The organism is Hoeflea ulvae, from assembly GCF_026619435.1.
Classification (GTDB): domain Bacteria; phylum Pseudomonadota; class Alphaproteobacteria; order Rhizobiales; family Rhizobiaceae; genus Hoeflea; species Hoeflea ulvae.
Genome location: NZ_JAOVZQ010000001.1, coordinates 3,530,031 through 3,551,338, shown reverse-complemented (window position 1 = coordinate 3,551,338; position 21,308 = coordinate 3,530,031). Strand labels below are relative to the sequence as shown.

At 63.6% G+C, this 21,308-nt stretch carries 23 protein-coding genes; 17 read left to right on the top strand and 6 right to left on the bottom strand.

Annotated elements, in window-relative coordinates:
* Window positions 1–55: 55 nt before the first annotated feature.
* The 4 genes from paaG to OEG82_RS16875 all read left to right on the top strand — a co-directional run bounded on the left by paaG (window position 56) and on the right by OEG82_RS16875 (window position 3,307).
* On the top strand, window positions 56–853 hold the full coding sequence (gene paaG / locus OEG82_RS16890; protein ID WP_267613561.1) for a 2-(1,2-epoxy-1,2-dihydrophenyl)acetyl-CoA isomerase PaaG: 798 nt from the start codon (window positions 56–58) through the stop codon (window positions 851–853).
* Entirely contained in the window at window positions 850–1,293 is a 444-nt protein-coding gene (paaI, locus tag OEG82_RS16885; protein WP_267613560.1) for a hydroxyphenylacetyl-CoA thioesterase PaaI, read from the top strand. Before paaG ends, paaI begins: the two co-directional genes overlap by 4 nt.
* 78 nt (window positions 1,294–1,371) lie before the next feature.
* Window positions 1,372–2,682, top strand: a complete 1,311-nt coding sequence (gene paaK / locus OEG82_RS16880) for a phenylacetate--CoA ligase PaaK (RefSeq protein ID WP_267613559.1) — start codon at window positions 1,372–1,374, stop codon at window positions 2,680–2,682.
* A 4-nt stretch (window positions 2,683–2,686) separates the two neighbouring features.
* Window positions 2,687–3,307, top strand: a complete 621-nt coding sequence (locus tag OEG82_RS16875) for a TetR/AcrR family transcriptional regulator (RefSeq protein WP_267613558.1) — start codon at window positions 2,687–2,689, stop codon at window positions 3,305–3,307.
* A gap of 98 nt (window positions 3,308–3,405) precedes the next feature.
* Here OEG82_RS16875 and OEG82_RS16870 read toward each other — a convergent pair whose 3' ends face one another.
* Window positions 3,406–3,582 (bottom strand): YegP family protein, encoded by a 177-nt coding sequence (locus OEG82_RS16870; RefSeq protein WP_082128038.1) that lies wholly within the window; start codon window positions 3,580–3,582, stop codon window positions 3,406–3,408.
* 224 nt (window positions 3,583–3,806) lie between these two features.
* On the opposite strand from OEG82_RS16870, the gene OEG82_RS16865 reads away from it, so the two are divergent.
* From OEG82_RS16865 to OEG82_RS16855, 3 genes are all read left to right on the top strand, one after another.
* Complete coding sequence (locus OEG82_RS16865; protein ID WP_267613557.1) at window positions 3,807–5,198, top strand: CoA transferase; 1,392 nt, start codon at window positions 3,807–3,809, stop codon at window positions 5,196–5,198.
* 108 nt (window positions 5,199–5,306) lie between these two features.
* Window positions 5,307–5,753 (top strand): SRPBCC family protein, encoded by a 447-nt coding sequence (locus OEG82_RS16860; RefSeq protein ID WP_267613556.1) that lies wholly within the window; start codon window positions 5,307–5,309, stop codon window positions 5,751–5,753.
* Entirely contained in the window at window positions 5,743–6,171 is a 429-nt protein-coding gene (locus OEG82_RS16855; protein ID WP_267613555.1) for an ArsR/SmtB family transcription factor, read from the top strand. The genes OEG82_RS16860 and OEG82_RS16855 overlap by 11 nt, the downstream gene beginning before the upstream one ends.
* Window positions 6,172–6,229: 58 nt before the next feature.
* On the opposite strand, the gene OEG82_RS16850 is transcribed toward OEG82_RS16855, so the two are convergent.
* From OEG82_RS16850 to OEG82_RS16840, 3 genes are read right to left on the bottom strand one after another with little or no spacing between them, the layout of a single operon-like run.
* The gene (locus OEG82_RS16850) at window positions 6,230–6,622 is read right to left on the bottom strand and encodes a GFA family protein (protein ID WP_267613554.1); all 393 of its coding nucleotides are present in this window, start codon (window positions 6,620–6,622) and stop codon (window positions 6,230–6,232) included.
* Between the two features lie 54 nt (window positions 6,623–6,676).
* Window positions 6,677–7,519, bottom strand: coding sequence for a shikimate dehydrogenase (gene aroE / locus OEG82_RS16845; protein ID WP_267613553.1), 843 nt, complete (start codon window positions 7,517–7,519; stop codon window positions 6,677–6,679).
* A gap of 29 nt (window positions 7,520–7,548) precedes the next feature.
* A complete protein-coding gene (locus OEG82_RS16840; RefSeq protein WP_267613552.1) occupies window positions 7,549–9,063 on the bottom strand; it encodes a GMC oxidoreductase in 1,515 nt (504 codons plus the stop codon).
* Between the two features lie 111 nt (window positions 9,064–9,174).
* On the opposite strand from OEG82_RS16840, the gene OEG82_RS16835 reads away from it, so the two are divergent.
* From OEG82_RS16835 to OEG82_RS16795, 9 genes are all read left to right on the top strand, one after another.
* Window positions 9,175–10,044: an AraC family transcriptional regulator gene (locus OEG82_RS16835; RefSeq protein ID WP_267613551.1), complete on the top strand. Its 870-nt coding sequence runs from the start codon at window positions 9,175–9,177 to the stop codon at window positions 10,042–10,044.
* Between the two features lie 234 nt (window positions 10,045–10,278).
* Window positions 10,279–11,235, top strand: a complete 957-nt coding sequence (locus OEG82_RS16830) for a TAXI family TRAP transporter solute-binding subunit (protein ID WP_267613550.1) — start codon at window positions 10,279–10,281, stop codon at window positions 11,233–11,235.
* Window positions 11,236–11,333: 98 nt separating this feature from the next.
* Window positions 11,334–13,439, top strand: a complete 2,106-nt coding sequence (locus OEG82_RS16825; protein ID WP_267613549.1) for a TRAP transporter permease — start codon at window positions 11,334–11,336, stop codon at window positions 13,437–13,439.
* Window positions 13,440–13,808, top strand: a complete 369-nt coding sequence (locus OEG82_RS16820) for a DUF1850 domain-containing protein (protein WP_267613548.1) — start codon at window positions 13,440–13,442, stop codon at window positions 13,806–13,808.
* Between the two features lie 53 nt (window positions 13,809–13,861).
* Complete coding sequence (locus OEG82_RS16815; RefSeq protein ID WP_267613547.1) at window positions 13,862–15,691, top strand: ATP-binding protein; 1,830 nt, start codon at window positions 13,862–13,864, stop codon at window positions 15,689–15,691.
* Window positions 15,691–17,013 (top strand): sigma-54-dependent transcriptional regulator, encoded by a 1,323-nt coding sequence (locus OEG82_RS16810; protein ID WP_267613546.1) that lies wholly within the window; start codon window positions 15,691–15,693, stop codon window positions 17,011–17,013. Before OEG82_RS16815 ends, OEG82_RS16810 begins: the two co-directional genes overlap by 1 nt.
* Before the next feature lie 102 nt (window positions 17,014–17,115).
* Window positions 17,116–17,370, top strand: a complete 255-nt coding sequence (locus OEG82_RS16805; RefSeq protein ID WP_267613545.1) for a type II toxin-antitoxin system HicA family toxin — start codon at window positions 17,116–17,118, stop codon at window positions 17,368–17,370.
* The gene (locus OEG82_RS16800) at window positions 17,367–17,729 is read left to right on the top strand and encodes a type II toxin-antitoxin system HicB family antitoxin (protein ID WP_267613544.1); all 363 of its coding nucleotides are present in this window, start codon (window positions 17,367–17,369) and stop codon (window positions 17,727–17,729) included. Before OEG82_RS16805 ends, OEG82_RS16800 begins: the two co-directional genes overlap by 4 nt.
* A gap of 196 nt (window positions 17,730–17,925) precedes the next feature.
* Entirely contained in the window at window positions 17,926–19,203 is a 1,278-nt protein-coding gene (locus tag OEG82_RS16795; protein ID WP_267613543.1) for a DUF3422 family protein, read from the top strand.
* A 150-nt stretch (window positions 19,204–19,353) separates the two neighbouring features.
* Here the strand turns inward: OEG82_RS16795 and OEG82_RS16790 are convergent, their stop codons facing one another.
* Entirely contained in the window at window positions 19,354–19,482 is a 129-nt protein-coding gene (locus OEG82_RS16790) for a hypothetical protein (protein ID WP_267613542.1), read from the bottom strand.
* Between the two features lie 131 nt (window positions 19,483–19,613).
* Between OEG82_RS16790 and OEG82_RS16785 the strand changes: the two genes are divergently transcribed.
* Window positions 19,614–20,543, top strand: coding sequence for a transcriptional regulator GcvA (locus OEG82_RS16785; RefSeq protein WP_267613541.1), 930 nt, complete (start codon window positions 19,614–19,616; stop codon window positions 20,541–20,543).
* Between the two features lie 16 nt (window positions 20,544–20,559).
* Here OEG82_RS16785 and OEG82_RS16780 read toward each other — a convergent pair whose 3' ends face one another.
* Window positions 20,560–21,237, bottom strand: coding sequence for a TetR/AcrR family transcriptional regulator (locus OEG82_RS16780; RefSeq protein WP_267613540.1), 678 nt, complete (start codon window positions 21,235–21,237; stop codon window positions 20,560–20,562).
* Between the last annotated feature and the right edge of the window lie 71 nt (window positions 21,238–21,308).

The following is a 21,308-nucleotide window of genomic DNA, read 5'->3' as shown; positions in this document are numbered from 1 at the left end:
GGATTATTAATTGACCAACCGGTCGGCTTATGCAACCCTTATTTTCAGGAGGACCATGTCGATGAGCGAAGCGGTAGTGCATTCCTTGAGCGGCGGCGTGCTGGAGATCACGCTGAACCGGCCCGACCGGCTGAACGCATTCAATGACGAGATGCATGCGGCGATGGCCAAGTCCCTTGAGCTGGCGCAGGGCGATGCGCGCTGCCGGGCAGTGCTGCTGACCGGCGCCGGGCGCGGCTTTTGCGCCGGCCAGGACCTTTCGGCGCGAGACCCGGAAAAGATGTCGGGACCGCCCGATCTGGGCGATACGCTGGTCCGGTTCTACAATCCGATGATCCGCCGCATACGCGCGCTGGAAAAGCCCATCGTCTGCGCCGTCAATGGCGTGGCGGCCGGGGCAGGGGCCAATCTGGCGCTGGCCTGTGACATCGTGCTGGCAGCCCGCAGCGCCAAATTCATCCAGTCCTTCGTCCGGGTCGGCCTTATCCCGGACGCCGGCGGTTCCTGGATGCTGCCGCGGCTGATCGGTGAGGCGCGGGCCAAGGCGATTGCCATGACTGCCGAACCGGTGTCTGCCGAAAAGGCAGCCGATTGGGGCATGATCTGGCAGATGGTCGAGGATGCCGAGCTGATGACCGAGGCGAGAGCCCTGGCCGCACGTCTGGCTGCCGGGCCGACGGCGGGGCTCGGCCGGATGAAAGGCCTGATCCAGGCGGCCGCCGGGCAGGAGCTCGACGCGCAGCTTGATCTTGAGGCCGAAGCCCAGCGCGCAGCGGGTTTCTCCGATGATTACGCCGAGGGCGTGCGCGCGTTTCTGGAAAAGCGCGAGCCGAAATTCGCAGGCCCGCAATGAGCGCGTTGTCCGATCAGCAACGCGCCGAGAAATCCTCCGCAGCCATGCTGAAGGATGACCAGACCACCAAAGCCATGGGCATGACCATCGAGGCGGTCGCGCCGGGGATGGCGACATTGTCGATGGTGGTGCGCAAGGACCATCTCAACGGTCACGGCAGCTGCCATGGCGGGGCGATCTTCACACTGGCTGACAGCGCCTTCGCCTTCGCCTGCAACAGCCACAACAAGGTGACCGTGGCGCAGCATTGCTCGGTGACCTTTCTGGCGCCGGGACGGGAGGGAGACCGGCTGACGGCAACCGCGCGGGAAGTGACGCTGGCCGGACGCTCGGGAATCTATGACGTGACGGTATCCCGCGAGGACGGGGTGGCGATTGCCGAATTCCGCGGGCTGTCGCGCACGATAGCGGGCACGCATTTTGAAGAGCCTTCTGCCTGAGCCGCAGCAAGGCGGATTTGGGAGTGGGCGCACGCGGCAATGCTGACGTCAGCGCCCTGGTGATTTGAGGAGATCCCGATGCTTGATCTGACGCCCGACCGGGCCAGTCTTGATCCGATTGAAACGGCGTCCCGCGACGAGATTGCGGCGCTGCAGCTCAGCCGGATGAAATGGTCGCTGGCCCATGCCTATGAGAACGTCCCGCACACAAGGGCGGCGTTCGACGCCAAGGGCGTGCATCCCGATGATCTCAGGACATTAGGTGATCTTGCGAAATTCCCGTTCACGACGAAGGATGACCTCAGGCACAACTACCCCTTCGGCATGTTTGCCGTGCCGCGCGAAAAGGTGGTGCGGCTGCATGGCTCCTCTGGCACGACCGGCAAGCCGACGGTGGTGGGCTATACGGCGGGTGATATCGACATCTGGTCGGATCTGGTGGCGCGCTCGATCCGCGCTTCGGGCGGGCGTCCGGGCGACATCGTTCATGTGTCCTACGGTTACGGGCTGTTTACCGGCGGGCTTGGCGCCCATTACGGCGCCGAGCGGCTCGGCTGCACCGTCGTGCCGGTGTCGGGCGGCATGACCGAGCGGCAGGTGTCGCTGATCACCGATTTCAAGCCGCAGGTGATCATGGTGACGCCGTCCTACATGCTGTCGATCCTCGACGAGTTCCGCGCCGAGGGCATCGATCCGCGCGAAAGCTCGCTGGCGGTCGGTATCTTCGGGGCCGAACCCTGGACCAATGCGATGCGCAGCGAGATCGAGCAGGCCTTCGACATGCATGCGGTCGACATTTACGGACTCTCGGAAATCATGGGGCCGGGCGTGGCCAATGAATGCGTCGAGACCAAGGACGGGCTGCATATCTGGGAGGATCATTTCTACCCTGAAGTGATCGATCCGGTGACCGGCGAGGTGCTGCCCGATGGCGAGATCGGCGAACTGGTGTTCACCACGCTGACCAAGGAAGCGCTGCCGATGGTGCGCTACCGCACCCGCGACCTGACCCGGCTGTTGCCGGGCACGGCGCGCTCGATGCGGCGGATGGAAAAGATCACTGGCCGCTCCGACGACATGATGATCCTGCGCGGCGTCAATGTGTTTCCGACCCAGATCGAGGAGCAGATTTTGAAATGCGCCGGTCTTGCGCCGCATTTCCAGATCGAGCTGAGCCGCAGCGGGCGGATGGACGACATGACCGTGCACGTCGAATGCACGATCGTCGCCGCCGGCGAGGAGGCCCGCGCCGCATCCGGCAAGGAACTGGCGCATCACATCAAGAGCGTGGTCGGCGTCACCGCGCGGATCAATGTCGCCGAACCGGGCAATGTGGCGCGGTCCGAAGGCAAGGCCAAGCGCGTCGTCGACAACCGGCCGCGGAGCTGAACGGATGGCCCGCACCATTGCCAAGGACTATGAAGCCAAGCGCGAGGCGATTTTGAAGACTGCCGCCGTCTTCTTTGCCGAACAGGGCTTCGACCGCGCTTCCATGGGCAAGCTGGCGCAGGCCTGCGGCGTATCCAAGGCCCTGATCTATCACTATTACCCGTCCAAGGACGCGCTGCTGTTCGATATTATCGACACGCATCTGACCGATCTGGTGGATGTGGTGGAGAAGGCTGCTGCGGGGGCCGGCTCGGCCTCGGGACGGCTGCGGGCGCTGATCAGGGCAATCCTGATCGCCTATCGGGATTCCGATGCCGAGCACAAGGTGCAGCTTGATGCGCTGTCATCGCTGCCGGAGGACAACCAGGTGCATCTGCGCGCGCTGCAGCGGCGGCTGGTAACCTGCATGTCGGACAGTGTGCGGGCGATCGAGCCGGAGCGGTTTGCAGACCGGCCCGAACTGGTGGGGCCGGTGACCATGTCGATCTTCGGCATGCTCAACTGGTTTTTCCTGTGGTACCGGCCGGGCGGACCTGTCGACCGCGACGCCTATGCCGATATCGTCGCCGACATGGTGATCGGCGGCTTGCCGGCGGTGTGCGCGGCGGAAGCGGCCAAACAATAGCCGGGCGGGGACGGTTTGCCTCTGGCGCCACAGGCTGCCGGGCATGCAATGGCCTCAGCGGTCACAGCAGCAGGAGCAAGCCGTCCCCTGGATCTGGCTCAGCTGTTGTCTTCGGTGGGGGCTCCCGGACCGTTTTTCTTGATCGAGTCGATGGCGTTTTGCGCACTGGCCTTGCTCGAATAGCCTTCCGTCGAAAACATCACTTCGCTGTTGTATTTGAACCGAACCCGGAACTCGCCGGCCTTGTCCTTGTAGATTTCGAACTTGTGGGCCATTTGCTTCCTCTCCATGCAGTGTGAATCGTACCTGCGCAAGGTGCCAGTAACGGGCTGTGTTCACAAGCCGGGAAAATCTTTCAGCCGTGGACGAAATGACCGGGCTTTGCTTCCGGCAAGGGCGGGGCGCGCACCCGCCATGCTTTTGGTTGCCTATCAATCAATATTGACGGCATCCGGATTTGCCGCTTGTGTGACGGCTGCCCGGTAAAAGGATCTCAGCGATGTCGCATAATCAAGGCAGTGACAGTGCCGTCACCACCAGCATGATGACCGCATTGTGGGCCGCACTGGACGGAGAGCCGGGCCTGATCGAAAACGTGCAGGTCAAGGGCGAGGGTGCGCTGCCGTCGGTGTTTGCGGTGAGCGATTTTGCTGCTGCCGCGATTGCCACGGCCGGATTGGCGCTTGCCGAATGGACCGGGGCGCGGTCGGGCAGCATTGCAGATGTCAGTGTCGATAGGCGCCTGGCGTCGCTGTGGTTCGGCTTTTCCATCGCGCCGCAAGGCTGGGAGTTGCCGCCGGTCTGGGACGCCATTGCCGGGGACTACCAGGCTGCCGATGGCTGGATAAGGCTGCACACCAATGCGCTGCACCATCGTGACGCGGCACTCTCGGTGCTTGGGGCCGGAGTGGAGCGCGAGGCGGTCGCCGCCGTTGTCGCAAGCTGGCGGGCGGATGAGCTGGAGACAGCAATTGTGGCTGCAGGCGGATGTGCGGCGGCGATGCGCAGCCGGCAGCAATGGGCCGCGCATCCTCAGGGACGCTCTGTGCTGTCCGAACCGTTGATGCGGATGGATTTCGGCGCGGGCGCGGCGAAATTTGCGGCTGGTTTCGACGCGGCGCGGCCGCTTACGGGCCTGAAAATTCTGGATCTGACCCGGGTGCTGGCCGGGCCGGTGGCAACGCGGTTGCTGGCCGGTTTCGGCGCCGATGTGTTGCGGATCGATCCGCCCGGATGGGATGAAGGTGTGGTGATTCCGGAAGTGACGCCGGGCAAGCGCTGCGCGCGGCTTGATCTCAGACAAGCCGGTGACCGCGAGCGCTTCGAGGCCTTGCTGGCTGAGGCCGATGCGCTGGTGCATGGCTACCGCGCGGACGCGCTCGAGGCGCTGGGGCTGGGCGCCGATGTCCGGGCGCAGCTCAATCCCGGACTGATCGACGTGGCGCTTGACGCCTATGGCTGGAGCGGCCCCTGGGCCAGGCGGCGCGGCTTTGACAGCCTGGTGCAGATGAGCTGCGGCATTGCCGATGCCGGGATGGCTGAGGCCGGCGCGGACAGGCCGGTGCCGCTGCCGGTGCAGGCGCTCGATCAGGGCGCAGGCTATCTGCTGGCCGCAGCAGTGGTGCGCGGACTGACGCTGCGCCAGACACAGGCGACAGGCTCGCATTGGCGCACATCGCTGGCGCGGGTTGGCGGGTTTCTGACTGACTGGCCGCTAGGCGCGGGTAGGGTGGAAATCGGCAAGCCGCAGCGGGCGGATTATGCCGATGCGATCGAGCCGACGGACTGGGGTCCGGCGCTCAGGTTGCGGTCTGCATTGCAGCTCGATGGAGCGGCGATTGCGTGGGAAAGGCCGGCGAACAGGCTAGGTTCAGCTGTTGCGCAGTGGTGAGGCAGGCGCGTCCCGCACCGACTGCCGTTTACGGATGTTCGGATATGCAACCATTGGGTTGCGTATTTCCCCCGGTTATGGCATAAAAAGGCAACCAAGGAGTTGCGCATGTCAAACAGCATCGAACGGACGGTGGACCTAGACGCACCGAAAGAAAGGGTCTGGAAAGCCCTTACCGATCATACGGAGTTCGGAACCTGGTTCCGACTCAAGCTGCATGGCCCATTTTTGCCCGGAAAAATCACGACCGGCGAAGTGACCTATCCGGGTTTTGAAGGGCATCGGTTCTGGGCGCGGGTCGAGACCCTCGATGCACCGACAAGGTTCAGTTTTTTCTGGCCATACGATGAAACAGTCGATCCTGATGACCCGGAGCTTGAAAACAAGGTGACGCTGGTGGAGTTCACGCTGCAAAATATTACCGGTGGCACGCGGCTGACGGTTCGCGAAAGCGGTTTCGACCGGCTGCCGGAATCCCGACGTGTGCAGCTGTTCCGGGACAATACGGGAGGCTGGGCGATCCAGATGAACAACATCAAAACCCATGTCGAGTAGTCTTTTGTCGCAGCAGGGGCAGGCGACCGATCTCGCCATGACCTTTTCCGCGCTTGGAGATCCGCGGCGGATCGCCATTGTCGAGAGACTGTATGGTGATGGCGCCCTGTCTGTTTCGGTGTTGTGCGAAGGCATGGACATCTCAAGGCAGGCCGTCAGCAAGCACTTGAAAACGCTTGCCGATGCGCAGCTGGTCTCGTCGGAGAAATCCGGACGCGAAACACTCTACAGTCTCGAGAAGCGGAAGCTGGTACAGGCGAATGCATTCCTGGCCCAGGTCGGGGAGAAATGGGATGGGGCGCTCGATCGCCTGAAGCTGCATCTCGCTGCTCCGGGAGACGCAGACCCTGCACCGTCTGACATAGCCGAGGCCGGGTCAGACGCAGGCCGGACCGTCAGGCCATCAGGGAAGACGTGAGCATGATCGCGAATTTGCCGGCGGCAGAAAACCCGGATTCGGTTATGAGTCCTGCCGCCTAGTCTTCCGAGCGCCCGGTGGTGTCACGGTCGAGGTCGTAGAGTCTCGTCTGCGCAAATGGCGGCAGCCAGGATTCGCGGCGGCAGGTCCAGAGCTCGTAGGTCGGCTTGAACTGGTCCGGTGCATCGAGCGCACCGAGATTGATCTCGATTTCGTCTCCGCTGTGGCCGAACACGGAGGAGCCGCATTTCGGGCAGAAATGCCGGCCGGAATAGGCGCTGGTCTCGCCCTTTGTCGTGACCGAAGCTTGCGGGAAGATGGCAGAGGCGTGAAACAGCGCGCCGTGATGCTTGCGGCAGTCGAGACAGTGGCACAGGCCGACCCGGTAGGGCGCGCCTTGTGCCACAAAGCGGACATTGCCGCAAAGACATCCGCCCGTGAACCGGTCCATGCTCTGTCTCCCGAAATCCTGTCGATCGGAATGGATACAATGGCCCAGACCGCGCTACAAGCCGAGGTCGAGCAGCGCCTTGCGCATGACCTGCGGATCGGCATCCACGCCGGTCCAGTATTTGATGCCGATGACGCCCTGCTGCACCAGCATGCCGAGCCCGTCGACGGTACGGCAGCCGCGGGCTTGTGCTGCTTGCAGAAAGCGGGTCCGGGGCGGATTGGGAATGCCGTCGGCGACGACCATGCCGGGCGTCAGGCTGCCGGTGTCGATATCGGGCATTGCCTCGACATCCGGATAAAGCCCGATGGAGGTGGCATTGATGACGATGTCGGTGTCGGCGGGCACGGCAAAGGTCTGCTGCCACGAAGCATAGCTGGCCTTTGCCGGGCTGCTGTCGTTCAAAAGGTCGACGACGGCCTGGCCGCGTTCGGCGCTGCGGTTGACGATGGTGATCCGGGCAGCTCCAGCCAACGCCATCTCGACGGCCACCGCTCGGGCCGCGCCGCCTGCGCCCAGCAGCACCACGGATTTGCCCTTCGGATCGACGACCTCCTTCAGCGCCACGACGAAGCCGCGTCCGTCGGTGTTCTCGCCGATCATCCGGTCGCCATCGCGGACGATGGTGTTGACCGCGCCGATGATTGCGGCCGACTGGCCGAGTGCGTCGAGATGGTCGATGACAGCGACCTTGTGTGGCAGCGAGCAGTTGAAGCCGCGCCAGCCCATGGCGCGCGCGCCGCGCACCGCATCGCCCAGATCCTCGGGCGCGACCTCGCAATTGATATAGCGCCAGTCGAGACCGTGATGCCGGTAGGCGGCTTCGATCATGACAACGGTGGGGTTTTCGGCGACGGGCTGGGCAAAGCAGCCGGTAAGCGGAAGCAGAAAGTTCATCGGGTCCGGTCCTTGTTCTGGCGTGGCGGTCAGGCGGCGTGGGTGTCGCGCAGATGTGCCCCGACCCGCAGCGCCTGGGCGGCGATGGTCAGGGCAGGGTTGAGGGCTGCGGAAGAGGGGAAGAACCCTGCATCCACGACATGGAGATTGGGGTGGTCATGCGCCCGGCAAAGCGAATCGAGCGCCGAGCTTGCGGGGTCATCGCCCATCCGCACGGTGCCGCACTGGTGCGACGGCGCCTCGATGCCGAAGCCGTGGCGCAGCACCAGCGGAAATCCGGCACGGCGTAAAACGCGCCTGAGATGGGTGACGAAACGGTCATGCGCAGCAGTCCCGCCGGGACGATAGTCGACCTCGACGCGGTCGCCCGCAAGCATCCGCACCCGGCTGCAGGCATCGGGCAGGTCTTCCGACATCGCCAGCACATCGACCGAGTGCCGCGCCAGCCAGTTGGCGGCAAGGCGCGGCATCGCCGGATAGGTGGCGCGGATCATCGCGCCCTGGATATTGCCCAGCATCTGCATGTTACCGCGGGCGTCGGGATCGCCCGGCAGGCCGTGATAGAAATCATTGACCGACAGCGTCTTGGGAAATTTTGTGTCGTTGACGGCGAGCGGGTTGACGCCCATCAGCCCGGTCAGATGGTGGTTCATCAAATAGCGCCCGACAACACCGGAGCTGTTGGCGAGGCCATCGGGCATCGGCTCGCAGGCCGAGCGCAGCAGGATCAGCGCCGAATTGATCGCCCCGGCAGACAGCACGAACAGCGGTGCTTCGGCGCGCAGGGTCTCGCCGTCGCGCAGGATTTCGGCGGCGACGATGCGGCGACCGTCTCTGTCGGCGATCAGCCTTGTGACCTTTGCATTGCGTTCCAGCCTTATGTCGGGATGGTCAAGCAGCGGCCGCATGATCCTGACATCGGCATCGCCCTTGGCATCAAAGCGGCAGGCGAAGGCGTCGCAGGTGCCGCAGCGCCGGCAGTTGCCGCCTTCGCCATAATCCACCGCCGCGGGCATCGGGAATGGCGTCAGCCCGAGATCGCGCAAGCGGCCGGACAGGGTTTTGATCACCGGCTCATGCGGGATGGCGGGGTGTGGGAATGGCGCGGAGCGCGGCGGCTCTGTCGGGTCGGTGCCTTGGTCTCCGCGCACGCCATAGAGATTTTCGGCGGCGGCGTAATAGGGTTCAAGATCGGCATAGCTGACGGGCCAGGCAGGCGAAGCGGCATGGTCCATCTCTGTCTCGTTGAAATCGCTTTCGCGAAACCGGAACATGGCGGTGCCGTAGAATTTGGTATGACCGCCGACATAATAGTATTGGCCGGGCCGGTAGGTTCTGCCCGCCGGGTCCTGCCAGAGATCGGTGGTCTTGTAGCGGGCCTGCGCAAACACCGACTCGGCATCGCTGTTTTGGGGTTCGTTGGCCAAGAAGTCACCGCGCTCGAGCATCAGGATCCTGGCGCCGGAACCAGCCAGTTGATGCGCCACGGCGCTGCCGCCGACGCCGGTGCCGATGATGATCACATCTGCCTTGATGCTCTGCATGAAAGCGCCTCCCGTTCCCACCCTGAATGGCAGAGCGGCGCATCGCAAGCCATTCCCAATCACCGCGGCTTTTTGTATGATTCCCGCATAGCAATTCGGACAAGCGACGTAATGGTCATACAGGCTCCCTTTTTCGAGACGGTGACAATCCCGCCGGATCGCTCGCTTCTGGTGTTTGACCGGCGGCTGGACGAGTTTCCGTTCAACTGGCACTACCATCCGGAATTCGAGCTGACGCTGACCGTCAACAGCCGCGGCATGCGCTTTGTCGGCGATCATTTCGGCCATTATGACGACGGTGACCTGGTGCTGATCGCGCCCAATGTGCCGCATGCCTTCCAGTCGCAGTCGCTGATCGAGGCGACCTCGCCGCATCGGGCGGTGGTGTGCTGGTTCACGCAGGACTGGATCAGCGGCTTGATCGGTGCGGTGCCGGAGCTTGCGCCGGTGGCTGGTCTGTTGTTGCAGGCCAGGCGCGGCCTGCATTTTGCGCCCGTCACGACAAGGCTGTTGCGGGCGCGGCTGTTGCAGCTGACCGAGGTCGACGGTCTGCCACAAGTGCTCGCCCTGCAATCAATCCTGTTCGACCTGAGCATGGCGTCTGACTGCACCGCCTTGGCCAGCGGTGAAGTGGCGGTCAGCGATTTGCCGCGTGACCGGGTGCGGCTGCAGCGTGTGCTTGATCATCTGCATGTCCATTATGATCAGCCGCTGCGGCTGGCGCCGCTCTGCGAACTGGTGCATCTGACCGAGAGCCAGCTCCAGCGCGTGTTCAAGCGCAGCGCCCGGATGTCGATCAGCGCCTATGTGCAGCAATTGCGGCTCGGGCGCGCCTGCCAGATGCTGGTGCAGACGGATGCGGGCATCGGCCGGATCGCCACCGATTGCGGCTTTTCCGATGCCGCCGATTTCGCGCGGCGGTTCAAAAAGGCCCGCAACCTCACCCCCTCGGCCTATCGCGTCGCTTTCCGCAGAGCATGAGACGGCCATCCCGGCAGCCGGACATTTCCTGCCTAAACAGCTCACTCTGGCAATATCTTGCCAGGACGCGGCGCCTATCTGGCAAGATATTGCCGGATTGTGGTTTCGAATTTGGCCAAAGCCCTGAAAATCCTGTAGAGCAGGATCTGGCACGCGCATTGCTAGCCAAAGGCCGTGGCGAGGCGCAATGGAGAAACGCGCTTTGCATGTATCGGAATAATGGAGGAGAACCCGATGATCAGTTTCAATCGCAGAAGTCTTGTTACCCTGATGGCAGCCACTGCCATGGGCCTTACGCTGGCGCCGGCCAAGGCCGACCAGTTCGTCAACATCCTCACCGGCGGCACTTCGGGCGTCTATTACCCGCTCGGTGTCGGCCTGTCGAAGATCTATGCCGAAAAGATCGAAGGCGTGCGCACCCAGGTGCAGTCGACCAAGGCGTCGGTGGAAAACCTCAACCTGCTGCAGCAGGGCAAGGGTGAACTGGCCCTGGCGCTCGGCGATTCCGTCAAGCTCGCCTGGGAGGGCGATGCGGATGCCGGTTTCAAGGCCCCGCTCGACAAGCTGCGCGGCATTTCAGCCGTCTACCCGAACTACATCCAGATCGTGGCGTCGAAGGAATCCGGCATTGCCAATTTCGCCGACCTGAAGGGCAAGAGCCTGTCGGTGGGTGCGGCAAAGTCCGGCACCGAGCTCAACGCGCGCAAGATCTTCGAAGCGGCCGGCATGTCCTATGACGATCTGTCCAAGACCGAATATCTGCCATTTGCGGAATCGGTCGAGCTGATCAAGAACCGTCAGCTGGACGCGACCTTGCAGTCGGCCGGTCTCGGCGTGTCGTCGATCAAGGATCTGTCGACCTCGGTGGACATCCAGATGGTGGCCGTGCCTTCCGACGTGGTCGATGCGCTCGGCGCGCCTTACATCTCGGCGACCATTCCGGCCGGCACCTATACCGGTCAGGACGCCGATGTTCAGACCGTCGCAGTGGTCAATTTCCTCGTCACCCATTCCGATGTCAGTGACGATCTCGCCTATGAGATGACCAAGCAGCTGTTCGAAAACCTTCCCGACCTGGAAGCCGCCCACAAGGCCGCAGCCCAGATCAAGCTGGAAAATGCCCTCAAGGGCATGCCGGTGCCGCTGCATCCGGGCGCAGAACGCTACTACAAGGAAAAGGGCATGATGTAAGACCGGGCACAAATCCGGACTAGCATCATCACTTGACTGTGGCGGGACCTCGAAAGCGGTTCCGCCACAAAATTCCGCGTGTTTGGGGAGGACAACGCATGCTGCATGATCAGACGCCACATCAGGCTCCGGAGGAGCAGCCGGACCTCGGTCTGCATGATCCCCTGGCGGAAAGCTTTCCGGCCACGCGCGAAGGCCGCTTCCTGTTCTGGATCGCGCTTGTCTTCTCGGTCTTCCAGATCGCCACGGCCGCCCATATTGTCGATTTCGCCAGCCAGATCGTCCGCGCGTTTCACGTCGGCTTCCTGATGCTGCTGACATTTCCGCTGATCGCGCTGGTGCGCAATGCCGGTCCGGCGATGAAGGGTGTCGCTTGGATCGTGGGCGGGCTGGGTGTCCTCGTCGCCTTTTACCAATGGTATGAATATACCGAACTGCTGATGCGTGCCGGCGATCCGCTCGAGCGCGATATCGTCATGGGCGTGATTGCGCTGGCAACCGTGTTTGCCGCGGCCTGGGTGATCATGGGCCCGGCGCTGCCGATCATTTCCGGCGCGTTTCTGGCCTATTGCCTGTTCGGCGAATATCTGCCGGCGCCGTTCGATCACCGCGGCTATGATTTCGCCCAGGTCATCGACCATATGGCCTATGGCACCGAGGGCATCTACGGCATCCCGATCTTTGTCTCGTCGAGCTTCATCTTCCTGTTCATCCTGTTTGGCGCCTTCCTTGAAAAAGCAGGCATGATCCAGCTGTTTACCGACGTGTCGCTGGGCCTGGTCGGCCACAAGCGCGGCGGCGCGGCCAAGGTGTCGGTGATCTCGTCCGGCCTGATGGGCACGATTTCCGGTTCCGGCGTTGCCAATGTGGTGACCACCGGACAGTTCACCATCCCGCTGATGAAGAAGTTCGGCTACCGGTCCGCCTTCGCCGGCGGGGTGGAATCGACCGCCTCGATGGGCGGACAGCTGATGCCGCCAGTGATGGGGGCGGTGGCCTTCATCATGGCCGAAACGCTCGGCGTCGAATATTACGAGGTCGTCCAGGCGGCGATCATTCCGGCGGTGCTCTATTTCGCCTCCGCCTTCTGGATGGTGCATCTGGAGGCCGGCAAGCACAATCTGGTCGGCCTGCCAAAAGACCAGCTGCCATCACCGATGAAGGCGCTGAAACAGCAGTGGTTCCTGGTGCTGCCGTTGCTGATGCTGATCTATCTGCTGTTTTCGGGCTACACGCCGCTGTTTGCCGGAACTGTGGGACTGGCGCTGACGGTGCTGCTCATTCTCGGCGGATCAATCGCGCTGGGCCTGCCTGCCGGCGTAATCCGGCTGATGTTCTGGATCGGGCTTGGCGTTGTCGCCGCGGCCTTTCTGCAATTCGGCATCATGGTGATCCTGGCGGCGGTGCTGGCGCTGATTGCCTGGAACGCGCTGTCCAAGGGCGGGCGGGAGACGCTGGTGATCTGCCGGGATGCGCTGGCCGAAGGTGCCAAGACGGCGCTGCCGGTCGGTGTCGCCTGCGCCGTGGTCGGCATCATCATCGGCACCATGACGCTGACCGGGGCTGCCAATACCTTTGGCCAGTTCATTGTCTCGGTCGGTCAGGAAAGCCTGTTCTTGTCGCTGGTTCTGACGATGATCACCTGCATCGTGCTCGGCATGGGAATTCCGACGATCCCCAACTACATCATCACCTCGTCGATTGCCGGTCCGGCGCTTCTGGAACTTGGCGTGCCGTTGATCGTCAGCCACATGTTCGTGTTCTATTTCGGCATTCTGGCCGATCTTACGCCGCCGGTGGCGCTGGCCTGTTTCGCAGCCGCGCCGATTGCCAAGGAGAACGGGCTCAAAATCTCGATGGAGGCGATCAAGGTGGCCGCCGCCGGGTTCGTGATCCCGTTCATGGCGGTCTACACGCCGGCGCTGATGCTGCAGGATGGCGGCGCGCTGGCGTCCGAAATCGGCTATGTGCCGGCGGTGATCTACATTGTCGCCAAGACGACGCTGGCAATCGGGCTGTGGGGCGCTGCGGTGATCGGATTCCTCGGCGGACCGCTTGGCTGGCCGCTCCGGGCGCTGGGCATGGCGGCGGCGTTCACTCTGGTCGCCTCCCTGCCGCTGACCGACGAGATCGGCTTTGCGCTGGCGGCGGTCTTCGCATTCCTGGCCTACCGGCAGATGCGCGCGGGCATGGAGGCTGCCTGAATGGGGCTTTCGCTTTGCATCCTGGCAGGCGGCAAGGCGATGACCATCGCGACGGCTGTGTTCAGCCTGTCCTGGACCCATTCGGTGGAAAAGACCGAGTGGCGGGAGAGCTGGCAGGTCACGGCTGAGGGGCTGGAACTGACCGAGGCGCGGGTCAAGGGCTCGGGCGCCGGCATGGACCCGGGCGAAGGCGCGACGCTTGAAGACGGCTGGTGGGTCTGGACGCCCACATTGCCGGTGGTGCCGGAACTGGTTCTGGCATCATCAGGCGCCACGGTGTCGGCCTGGCAGCTTTGCCATGCAGGCGGCTGCGAGAGACTCGGAGCCGAAGCGGCGGCGCCTGTCCGCATCTCGCCTTGCGCGCCATGAGCAGCGGTGCTGTTGCCGATCATGGCGAAACCACTAGGATCGGTGACGCAAGAATGTCGACGATCCCGGATTTTCCCATGGTGCGGCCAAGCCCTCTCCTGACAGCCATCATGATTGTTGCGGCGATTGCCGCAGCGGCTGCTGCCTGGATGGTCGCCTACCGGTTGGCGGCGGTGGAGATCGAGGCCGGGCTGGAGCAAAGCCTGATCGTCACACGGCGGGCGGTGGAAAGCGAGATCGAGCGGTTTCGCACCCTGCCGCGGGTGGTCGGCGAGGATGCGCGGATCCTGGCGCTGATCGAAAACCCGGCGGATGAAGCCAGCATTGCCTCGGCCAATGCCTATCTGGAACGCGTCGCCAACCATTCCGGCGTGGCCGAGATCTATGTGATCGACGCCTCGGGGCTGACGCTTTCGGCCAGCAATTACCGCGAAGAGGGCAGTTTTGTCGGCAACAATTACGGCTTCCGGCCCTATTTCGCCGATGCCATCGCCGATGGCGAGGGACGTTATTACGCCATCGGCGTGACCACCGGACGGCCCGGCTATTTCCTGTCCTCGCGGCTGGATGTACCGGGCGGCCGCGGCGTGGTTGTCGCAAAGGTGGATCTCGAACCGTTGGAACAGGCCTGGCGCGATGCCGATGCGCTGACCGCGATTGCCGACCGCTATGGCGTGGTGTTCCTGTCGGGCAATCCGGACTGGCGCTACCGGCCGCTCACGGTTCTCGATGCGGCCACACTGGCCCGGCTTGACGCCGAACGCACCTATGACGGCATCGGCATTGATGAAAAAACCCCGATCCTGAACGCCGAGGGCCTGGCCAGCGGAGAGGGCGGGGAGGCCGGACTGGGGGCCGGGCTGGACGAGCGGCTGATCACCCGGTTCCGCTCGATCGAGCCCGATGGCTGGCTGATCCTGTCGGCGGCTACGGCTGCACCGGCGCGCAGTGCCGCGGGTTTCTGGGTGCTGGTTGCGGGTGTGCTCGGCCTGCTGGCCACGGGCATTGTCCGGGCGCTGGAACAGCGGCGCAATTTCGCCCGGCTGAAGGCCCGCCAGACCGAGACGCTGGAGCGGATGGTCGCCGAGCGGACGTTTGAGCTGGCGCGGGAGAACGAAAACCGCCGCCGCGCCGAGACCGAATTGCGCGCCGCTCAGGAAGGTTTGATCCATTCGGCCAAGATGGCCGCACTGGGCCGGATGTCGAGCGCCATCGTGCACGAGGTCAGCCAGCCACTGGCGGCGCTGGAAACGACACTGGCGAGCGCCCAGGCGCTGGCGCAGAAGGAGGATGCGCCACAGGCCGGAGACCGGATGACGGCGGCGCGTGGCCTGGTCCGGCGGATGCAGCGCACGATCAAGCACTTGAAGAGTTTTGGCCGCAAGGACGGCGCGGTGCTGGAAAAGGTCAATGTCGACGAAGCGATCCGCAATGCGCTCGACGTGACCCAGCCGCGGGCTGCAACAGCCGGCATCGCGCCGGTGTTCAAGGCGACGGGCGAAGCCCCGAAGGTGCTGGCGGTGGCGGTGAAATTCGAGCAGGTGCTGATCAATCTGGTGATCAATGCACTCGACGCCGTCGATGGCCGCTCGGACGGTCTGGTCAAGGTCAGCCGAGGACAGGCCGATGGCATGGTATCGGTGCGGGTGCAGGACAATGGCGGCGGCATTGCGCCGGATCATCTGTCGCGGATCAAGGAGCCTTTCTTCACCACCAAGCTGACCGGCGAGGGGCTTGGTCTCGGCCTGTCGATCTCGATTGCGATCATGCAGGAATTTGGCGGCGACATCGTGTTTTCCGCCGGGCCCGGCGGCGGCACCATTGCCTGCATCACACTTCCCGTCGCCGGCGACAGCGACACCGATACGGGACCCATAGCCTGATGAGCGCGCGCGGCCATGTGCTGATCATCGATGACGATGCCGACCTGCTGACGGCTGCCTGCGACTGGCTGGAAGTATCCGGTTTCATGGTCACGTCGGTGTCGGATCCCCGCGCGGCGCTGGAGCGCATCAGTCAGAGCGACCCGGATGTCGTCATCAGCGATATCCGCATGCCGGGGCTCGATGGCATGACCCTGCTGCCGGACATCCTGGCGCTGAGGCCAGGGCTTCCGGTGGTGATGATGACCGGGCATGGCGACATTCAACTGGCGGTCGGCGCGATGCGGGCCGGGGCGGAGGATTTTGTCGAAAAGCCCTGGGACGCCGACTATCTGGTCACGGTGCTTGACCGGGCGGTGGAAAAGCGGCGGATGAAGCGGGAAATCTCCCGGTTGCAGGATCTGGTGGCGTCGGGGGCCGACGGCAGCCACGGCATTTTGGGCGACAGCCCGGCGGTGCGGCATCTGCGCGACCGGGTGACGACATTTGCCGGCATCGACATCGATGTGCTGGTGATCGGCGAGACCGGCGTCGGCAAGGAGTTGGTGGCGCGCGCGCTGCACGAGGGCAGCCCGCGGCGGGGGGCGCCATTCGTGGCGATCAACTGCGCGGCCATTCCCGAAAGCCTGTTCGAGAGCGAGGTCTTTGGCCACGCCAAGGGGGCGTTCACCGGCGCCCTGGCCGAGCGCAAGGGCAAGTTCGAGCATGCCGAGGGCGGCACGGTGTTTCTCGACGAGATCGAATCGATGCCGCTCGGATTTCAGGCCAAGCTGTTGCGGCTGTTGCAGGAACGCTCGGTCGAGCGGCTCGGCGACAACCGCTCGCGCGGCATCGATGTCAGGGTGGTCACCGCCGCCAAGAGCGATCTGAGCGGCGACATCGCGGCGGGCGGGCTGCGCAAGGATCTCTATTACCGGCTGGCCGGCGGCGAAATCCGCATTCCGCCGCTGCGCGAGCGGCAGGAGGATGTGGCGCTGTTGTTTGCCCATTTTTCCGGCATTGCCGCCCGCCGCCACGGGCGCGATGAACGGACGATCACCCCGGCCGTGGTGGCGCAACTGCTGGCGCATGACTGGCCGGGAAATGTGCGTGAACTCAAGGCCCATGCCGAACGCTTTGCACTGGGGCTGGAGGATGCCCGCAAACCGGCGGCCGCAGCCATTACCGGCGAGACACTGCCCGAACGGCTCGCCGCCTACGAGATCTCCGAAATCCGGACGGCGATGGCGGACTGCAATGGCAGTTGCAAGCTCGCCGCCGAAAAGCTGGGCATTCCGCGGCGCACACTGAACGAGAAACTGGGGCGGTTCGGTCTGCGGTGATCGCACCGGATCTTGTCGAAGGTAGTGCCTCACTCGGGTCCAGGACAGGCTTGCTAGCATTAATTGCTTGCAATTTGTGCGCGGTGTGCTCATATTGCTTGCATGAATAGCAAGCAAAGAAAGACCCTTGCTGCAATTTTTAAAAACCCGGTTTCCGGCACCATCGCCTGGACCGATATCGAAGCAGTGCTGGTGGCTGCCGGTGCAAGGATCGTTGAGGGGCGAGGTTCGCGGGTTCGGTTTGAAAAGGACGGGGTCGTCGCCTCGTTTCACCGGCCGCATCCGGAAAAGGAAGCCAAGCGGTATCAGGTGCGGGACGCACGCGCCTTTCTGGAGATGATTGGAGTGAAGCGATGAACACGATGACCCACAGGGGCTATCATGCCCGCATCGAGTATGATGGCGATGATGAGCTGTTCTTCGGCCGGATTACCGGAATTCAGGATGTCGTCGGCTTTCACGGCGACACGGTGGCCGAACTCAAGGCAGCCTTTCACGATGCCGTGGACGACTATATCGACGCATGCGCGAGGATCGGCAAGGATCCGCAAAAGCCCTATTCCGGGAAGGTCATGTTCCGGGTAGATCCCGAAACACACCGCGCAGCGGCCATCGCTGCCGATCTTGCCGGCAAGAGTCTCAATCAATGGGCGGAAGAGGTGTTGGCGCGGGCCGCCGGGCAGGACAATGACGCTCAAGTTCGCAAGGCGTCGTGAATTCAGGCAGATTCCGGGTGCAGGTTACCTTCCGATGAAAAGCCGCCGGTGCGGCATCTGATCCCATTCGGGCGATAATGCGGGACTTGGCGTTGTTTGGCCGTTACCGTGCACGCCTGCGGGCGGGTTTGCGGTCGCTGCATGCCGGCGGAATTGACGGGTGCCCGGGCGGGCCGCTTGGACGGGGGACGACATCATGGGCCGATTTTCATTTCCGATGGCGGCAGGCCGGGCCGAGGCGCTGGGCGAGATTCATGCGCGGCCATTCGCGCTGGTGGGCAAGTCGCGGGTGATCTTTCAGCTGGCATTCCTGACCGAAGGCGGCGCGGTGGTCGATCATGCGGTGCTGGCAGAACTGGCGCGCGCCCGCGGTGTGGCCGTGCCCGGCCGTGATACGGCGCATTTTTCCATGGGCTGGGGGCAGGGCACGCTGCGCTGGGAGCGGCATACGGAATTTTCCACCTATTTCTGGGATGCGCCGGCGCCCGACCGGTTTGGCGACAGTATCGACACCCATCCATTCGGCGACCAGTTCGCAGCACCGGGCAGCATGATTTCCGGGATCCGGCTCGAGGTGCGGGCGGATTCGGCCGAGACGCAAGCCGCGATGGACAGGTTTGATCCGACCAGCCTGTGCCTGAGCGAGGTCAAGGGCGGACAGGCGATGATCGCCACGGATTTCCGCCAGGACGGCGACGGGCTGACCCGCATTCTGGTGATCGACAAGGGCATGACCGATGCCGGCCGCGGCGCGGTGGTACAGCGGCTTCTGGACATCGAGACCTACCGGACGCTGGCGACGATGGGATTGTCGCTGGCCCGGTCGCTGTCGCCGGAGATGCGGCGGATCGAGGACAGCCTGACAAAGATCACCCAGGCGATGAAGACCGGCGCCCGCGACAATGCCGACTCATTGCTCTCCGACATCACCGGGCTTGCCGCCGAACTGGAGGCAAGCGCTGCGCTCAGTCTCTACCGGTTCGGAGCGAGCCGCGCCTATTACAACATCGTGCGCGAGCGGATCGCCGCTCTGGATGAAATCCAGCAGCCGGGATTCGAGACCATCGGGGCATTCCTGGAAAAGCGGCTGGCACCGGCGATGCGCACTTGCCAGTCGATCGAGGAGCGTCAAGCCAACCTGTCGCGCAAGCTGTCCCGCGCCACCACGCTGTTGCGCAGCTGGATCGATGTCGCCTTGGCGCAGCAGAACAGCGCGCTGTTGAGTTCGATGAACCGCCGGGTCAAGCTGCAGTTGCGCATGCAGCAGACCGTGGAAGGGCTCTCGGTCGCCGCCATTTCCTATTACATTGTCGGCCTGTTCGGCTATCTGGCCAAGCCGCTGGACGGGTTCGGACTGCCGATCAAGTCCGGCCTGGCCTCGGCGCTGTTCGTGCCGGTTGCCATCGGATTTACCTGGATGGTGGTGCGCTCGATCCGCAAGCAGCATGACGCCGAGGACCAGACCGGCGAGTAGCGCGGATGGTCTGCACGTGGTTCGCGGCGAACCTATAGTCCCGTAAAACGCAGTTTCCGGCGAGGGGCATATGCTTGCCCCAGGCCGGAATCCATTCTTCGCAATTGATGCAAGCGCGCGGGATTGCCCGCCGGAGCCGGGCCGGGCGGGTTAGCTGGCCGAGCGGAGCAGCTGGGCGCCAAAGCGCGCCAGGTTTTCGATGCCGACCACGGCCCGGTAGGCTGCCCGGGAAAACATCAGGGAAAGTGCGAGCGACTGGTTTGGAAGCTGGGCGTTCATGGGGTGTCTCCAGGGTTGGATGTGACATCGCGTCTATGGTCTCACCTAGCTTGCATTTGACAGCCGGGACAAACGGTGATTTCTATCTCGATGAGTTAGAAAAACTTATTCATGTCTGATTGGGAATCCTGATGCGCCGCCTGCCTCCGCTCAAGTCACTGCAGGCCTTTGAGGCATCGGCCAGATGGTTGAGTTTTACTAAGGCTGCCGAGGAGCTGTTTGTCACCCCGGCCGCCATCAGCCAGCAAATCAAGCAGCTGGAAGCCTATCTCGGCATTCCGCTGTTTCACCGGATGACCAGAGCGGTCCAGCTGACCGAGGAAGCCCGGACCGTGCTTCCCCTGGTGACCGAAGGTTTTGACAGGCTTGCCGAGGCGGTGGAACGGCTGGCTCTCGAGGAGGAGACCGGCCTGCTGACGGTGAGCAGTGCGCCGACCTTCGCAATCAAATGGCTGGTTCATCAGCTCACGGATTTTTCCAACCGCTATCCCGATATCGATGTGCGGCTCGACGCCTCGCTGGAGACCCGCGACTTCCAGCGTGACGGCATCGATGTCAGCATTCGCTTGGGAATGGGAGATTATCCCGGGCTTCACGTCTCCCGGATCTTTGGCGAAGAAGTCAGCCCGGTGTGCAGCCCGAAGCTGATCAAGGGTGCAAAGCCGCTGGTTTCGCTCGAGGATCTGCGGAACCACCGGCTGCTGCATGTCGAATGGGGAGCGCTGACGCTGCAATCACCCGATTGGCGGATGTGGGCCAAGGCGGCCGGGCTTGAAGACATCGATGTCAAGCGGGGGCCACGGTTCACGGTTGAAAGCATGGCGATCGAAGCTGCGATCAACGGCGATGGCGTGGCCCTGGTCAGCCATTCCGCGGTGGTCGAGGATCTGAAGGCGGGTCGGCTGGTCAGGCCGTTCAATCTCGCCGTGCAGAGCGATATCGGCTACTGGCTTGTCTGCCCGCACAGCCACATGCGGCGGGCCAAGGTCAGGGTATTTTGCGAATGGCTGCTGGCCGAGGCGGCCAGGGACACGACCGGAGCGGTGCCGGCTCTGCCATAAGCCGCAGTGTCCGGGATCAGCCGTTGATCGCGGCGCGCATGCCGGCTTCGCAGAAGCGGACCAGATCATCGGCAAGACGATGCTCTGCAGCCTGCTGACCCGACGGCGCCGACAGCGCCTCGATGCGCCAGGTCGAGGTCGACAGCGACAGCATGGCTGAAACCGAAAAGACGAAGGCGACGGCGATGGCGGCCGGATCGGCATCGGGAAACAGTTTTGCGATTTCGCGGATGAACACCCCTGCAGTGGGGTCGAAGCAGCGTTCCGAGATCGCATGCCAGCGGGCATCCGCCGAGACGATGGCCACCAGCCTTGCATAGGCCAGCCATTGCGGATCGCCGGCGCCGGCCTTTTCGAGATAGGGGCGCAGAAAGGCCGACAGCACGGCGTCGAGCGTCAGCGGCTCACCGCTGGCCTTGCGCGCAGCCAGGGCATCGAGCCGCAATTGGGAGAGTTCCGATGCCCGACGCTCGACAACGCGCTCGAACAAAGCTTCCTTGCCGCCATGGTGAAAGCTGATCGAGGCCAGCTGCGCGCCGGCGCTGGCGGCGATGTCGCGCACCGAGGCGCCGTCATAGCCGCGCTCGGCAAACAGGATTTCGGCCGCATCGAGAATGCGCAGGCTGGTGGCCAGCGCCCGCTGCGAGATGGCGCGACGGCGGGGCCGATCGGGGGGATCTGAAATTTCGCTCATAAATCATCTTGCCTTATTATGAACGATCGTTCAATTGTAGGCGCGAGAGAAAATCGACTGAACCAAGGGAG

What these genes read in the sequence shown, in the direction of transcription:
- OEG82_RS16805 (WP_267613545.1), top strand. Translation starts at nt 17,116, where the DNA reads ATGAATAGCAAGCAAAGAAAGACCCTTGCTGCAATTTTTAAAAACCCG.
- OEG82_RS16825 (WP_267613549.1), top strand. Translation starts at nt 11,334, where the DNA reads ATGCTGCATGATCAGACGCCACATCAGGCTCCGGAGGAGCAGCCGGAC.
- OEG82_RS16830 (WP_267613550.1), top strand. Translation starts at nt 10,279, where the DNA reads ATGATCAGTTTCAATCGCAGAAGTCTTGTTACCCTGATGGCAGCCACT.
- OEG82_RS16820 (WP_267613548.1), top strand. Translation starts at nt 13,440, where the DNA reads ATGGGGCTTTCGCTTTGCATCCTGGCAGGCGGCAAGGCGATGACCATC.
- OEG82_RS16785 (WP_267613541.1), top strand. Translation starts at nt 19,614, where the DNA reads ATGCGCCGCCTGCCTCCGCTCAAGTCACTGCAGGCCTTTGAGGCATCG.
- OEG82_RS16815 (WP_267613547.1), top strand. Translation starts at nt 13,862, where the DNA reads ATGTCGACGATCCCGGATTTTCCCATGGTGCGGCCAAGCCCTCTCCTG.
- OEG82_RS16840 (WP_267613552.1), bottom strand. Translation starts at nt 9,063, where the DNA reads ATGCAGAGCATCAAGGCAGATGTGATCATCATCGGCACCGGCGTCGGC.
- OEG82_RS16875 (WP_267613558.1), top strand. Translation starts at nt 2,687, where the DNA reads ATGGCCCGCACCATTGCCAAGGACTATGAAGCCAAGCGCGAGGCGATT.
- OEG82_RS16850 (WP_267613554.1), bottom strand. Translation starts at nt 6,622, where the DNA reads ATGGACCGGTTCACGGGCGGATGTCTTTGCGGCAATGTCCGCTTTGTG.
- OEG82_RS16790 (WP_267613542.1), bottom strand. Translation starts at nt 19,482, where the DNA reads ATGAACGCCCAGCTTCCAAACCAGTCGCTCGCACTTTCCCTGATGTTT.
- paaG (WP_267613561.1), top strand. Translation starts at nt 56, where the DNA reads ATGTCGATGAGCGAAGCGGTAGTGCATTCCTTGAGCGGCGGCGTGCTG.
- OEG82_RS16835 (WP_267613551.1), top strand. Translation starts at nt 9,175, where the DNA reads ATGGTCATACAGGCTCCCTTTTTCGAGACGGTGACAATCCCGCCGGAT.
- OEG82_RS16780 (WP_267613540.1), bottom strand. Translation starts at nt 21,237, where the DNA reads ATGAGCGAAATTTCAGATCCCCCCGATCGGCCCCGCCGTCGCGCCATC.
- OEG82_RS16795 (WP_267613543.1), top strand. Translation starts at nt 17,926, where the DNA reads ATGGGCCGATTTTCATTTCCGATGGCGGCAGGCCGGGCCGAGGCGCTG.
- OEG82_RS16865 (WP_267613557.1), top strand. Translation starts at nt 3,807, where the DNA reads ATGTCGCATAATCAAGGCAGTGACAGTGCCGTCACCACCAGCATGATG.
- OEG82_RS16800 (WP_267613544.1), top strand. Translation starts at nt 17,367, where the DNA reads ATGAACACGATGACCCACAGGGGCTATCATGCCCGCATCGAGTATGAT.
- OEG82_RS16870 (WP_082128038.1), bottom strand. Translation starts at nt 3,582, where the DNA reads ATGGCCCACAAGTTCGAAATCTACAAGGACAAGGCCGGCGAGTTCCGG.
- paaK (WP_267613559.1), top strand. Translation starts at nt 1,372, where the DNA reads ATGCTTGATCTGACGCCCGACCGGGCCAGTCTTGATCCGATTGAAACG.
- OEG82_RS16855 (WP_267613555.1), top strand. Translation starts at nt 5,743, where the DNA reads ATGTCGAGTAGTCTTTTGTCGCAGCAGGGGCAGGCGACCGATCTCGCC.
- OEG82_RS16860 (WP_267613556.1), top strand. Translation starts at nt 5,307, where the DNA reads ATGTCAAACAGCATCGAACGGACGGTGGACCTAGACGCACCGAAAGAA.
- aroE (WP_267613553.1), bottom strand. Translation starts at nt 7,519, where the DNA reads ATGAACTTTCTGCTTCCGCTTACCGGCTGCTTTGCCCAGCCCGTCGCC.
- paaI (WP_267613560.1), top strand. Translation starts at nt 850, where the DNA reads ATGAGCGCGTTGTCCGATCAGCAACGCGCCGAGAAATCCTCCGCAGCC.
- OEG82_RS16810 (WP_267613546.1), top strand. Translation starts at nt 15,691, where the DNA reads ATGAGCGCGCGCGGCCATGTGCTGATCATCGATGACGATGCCGACCTG.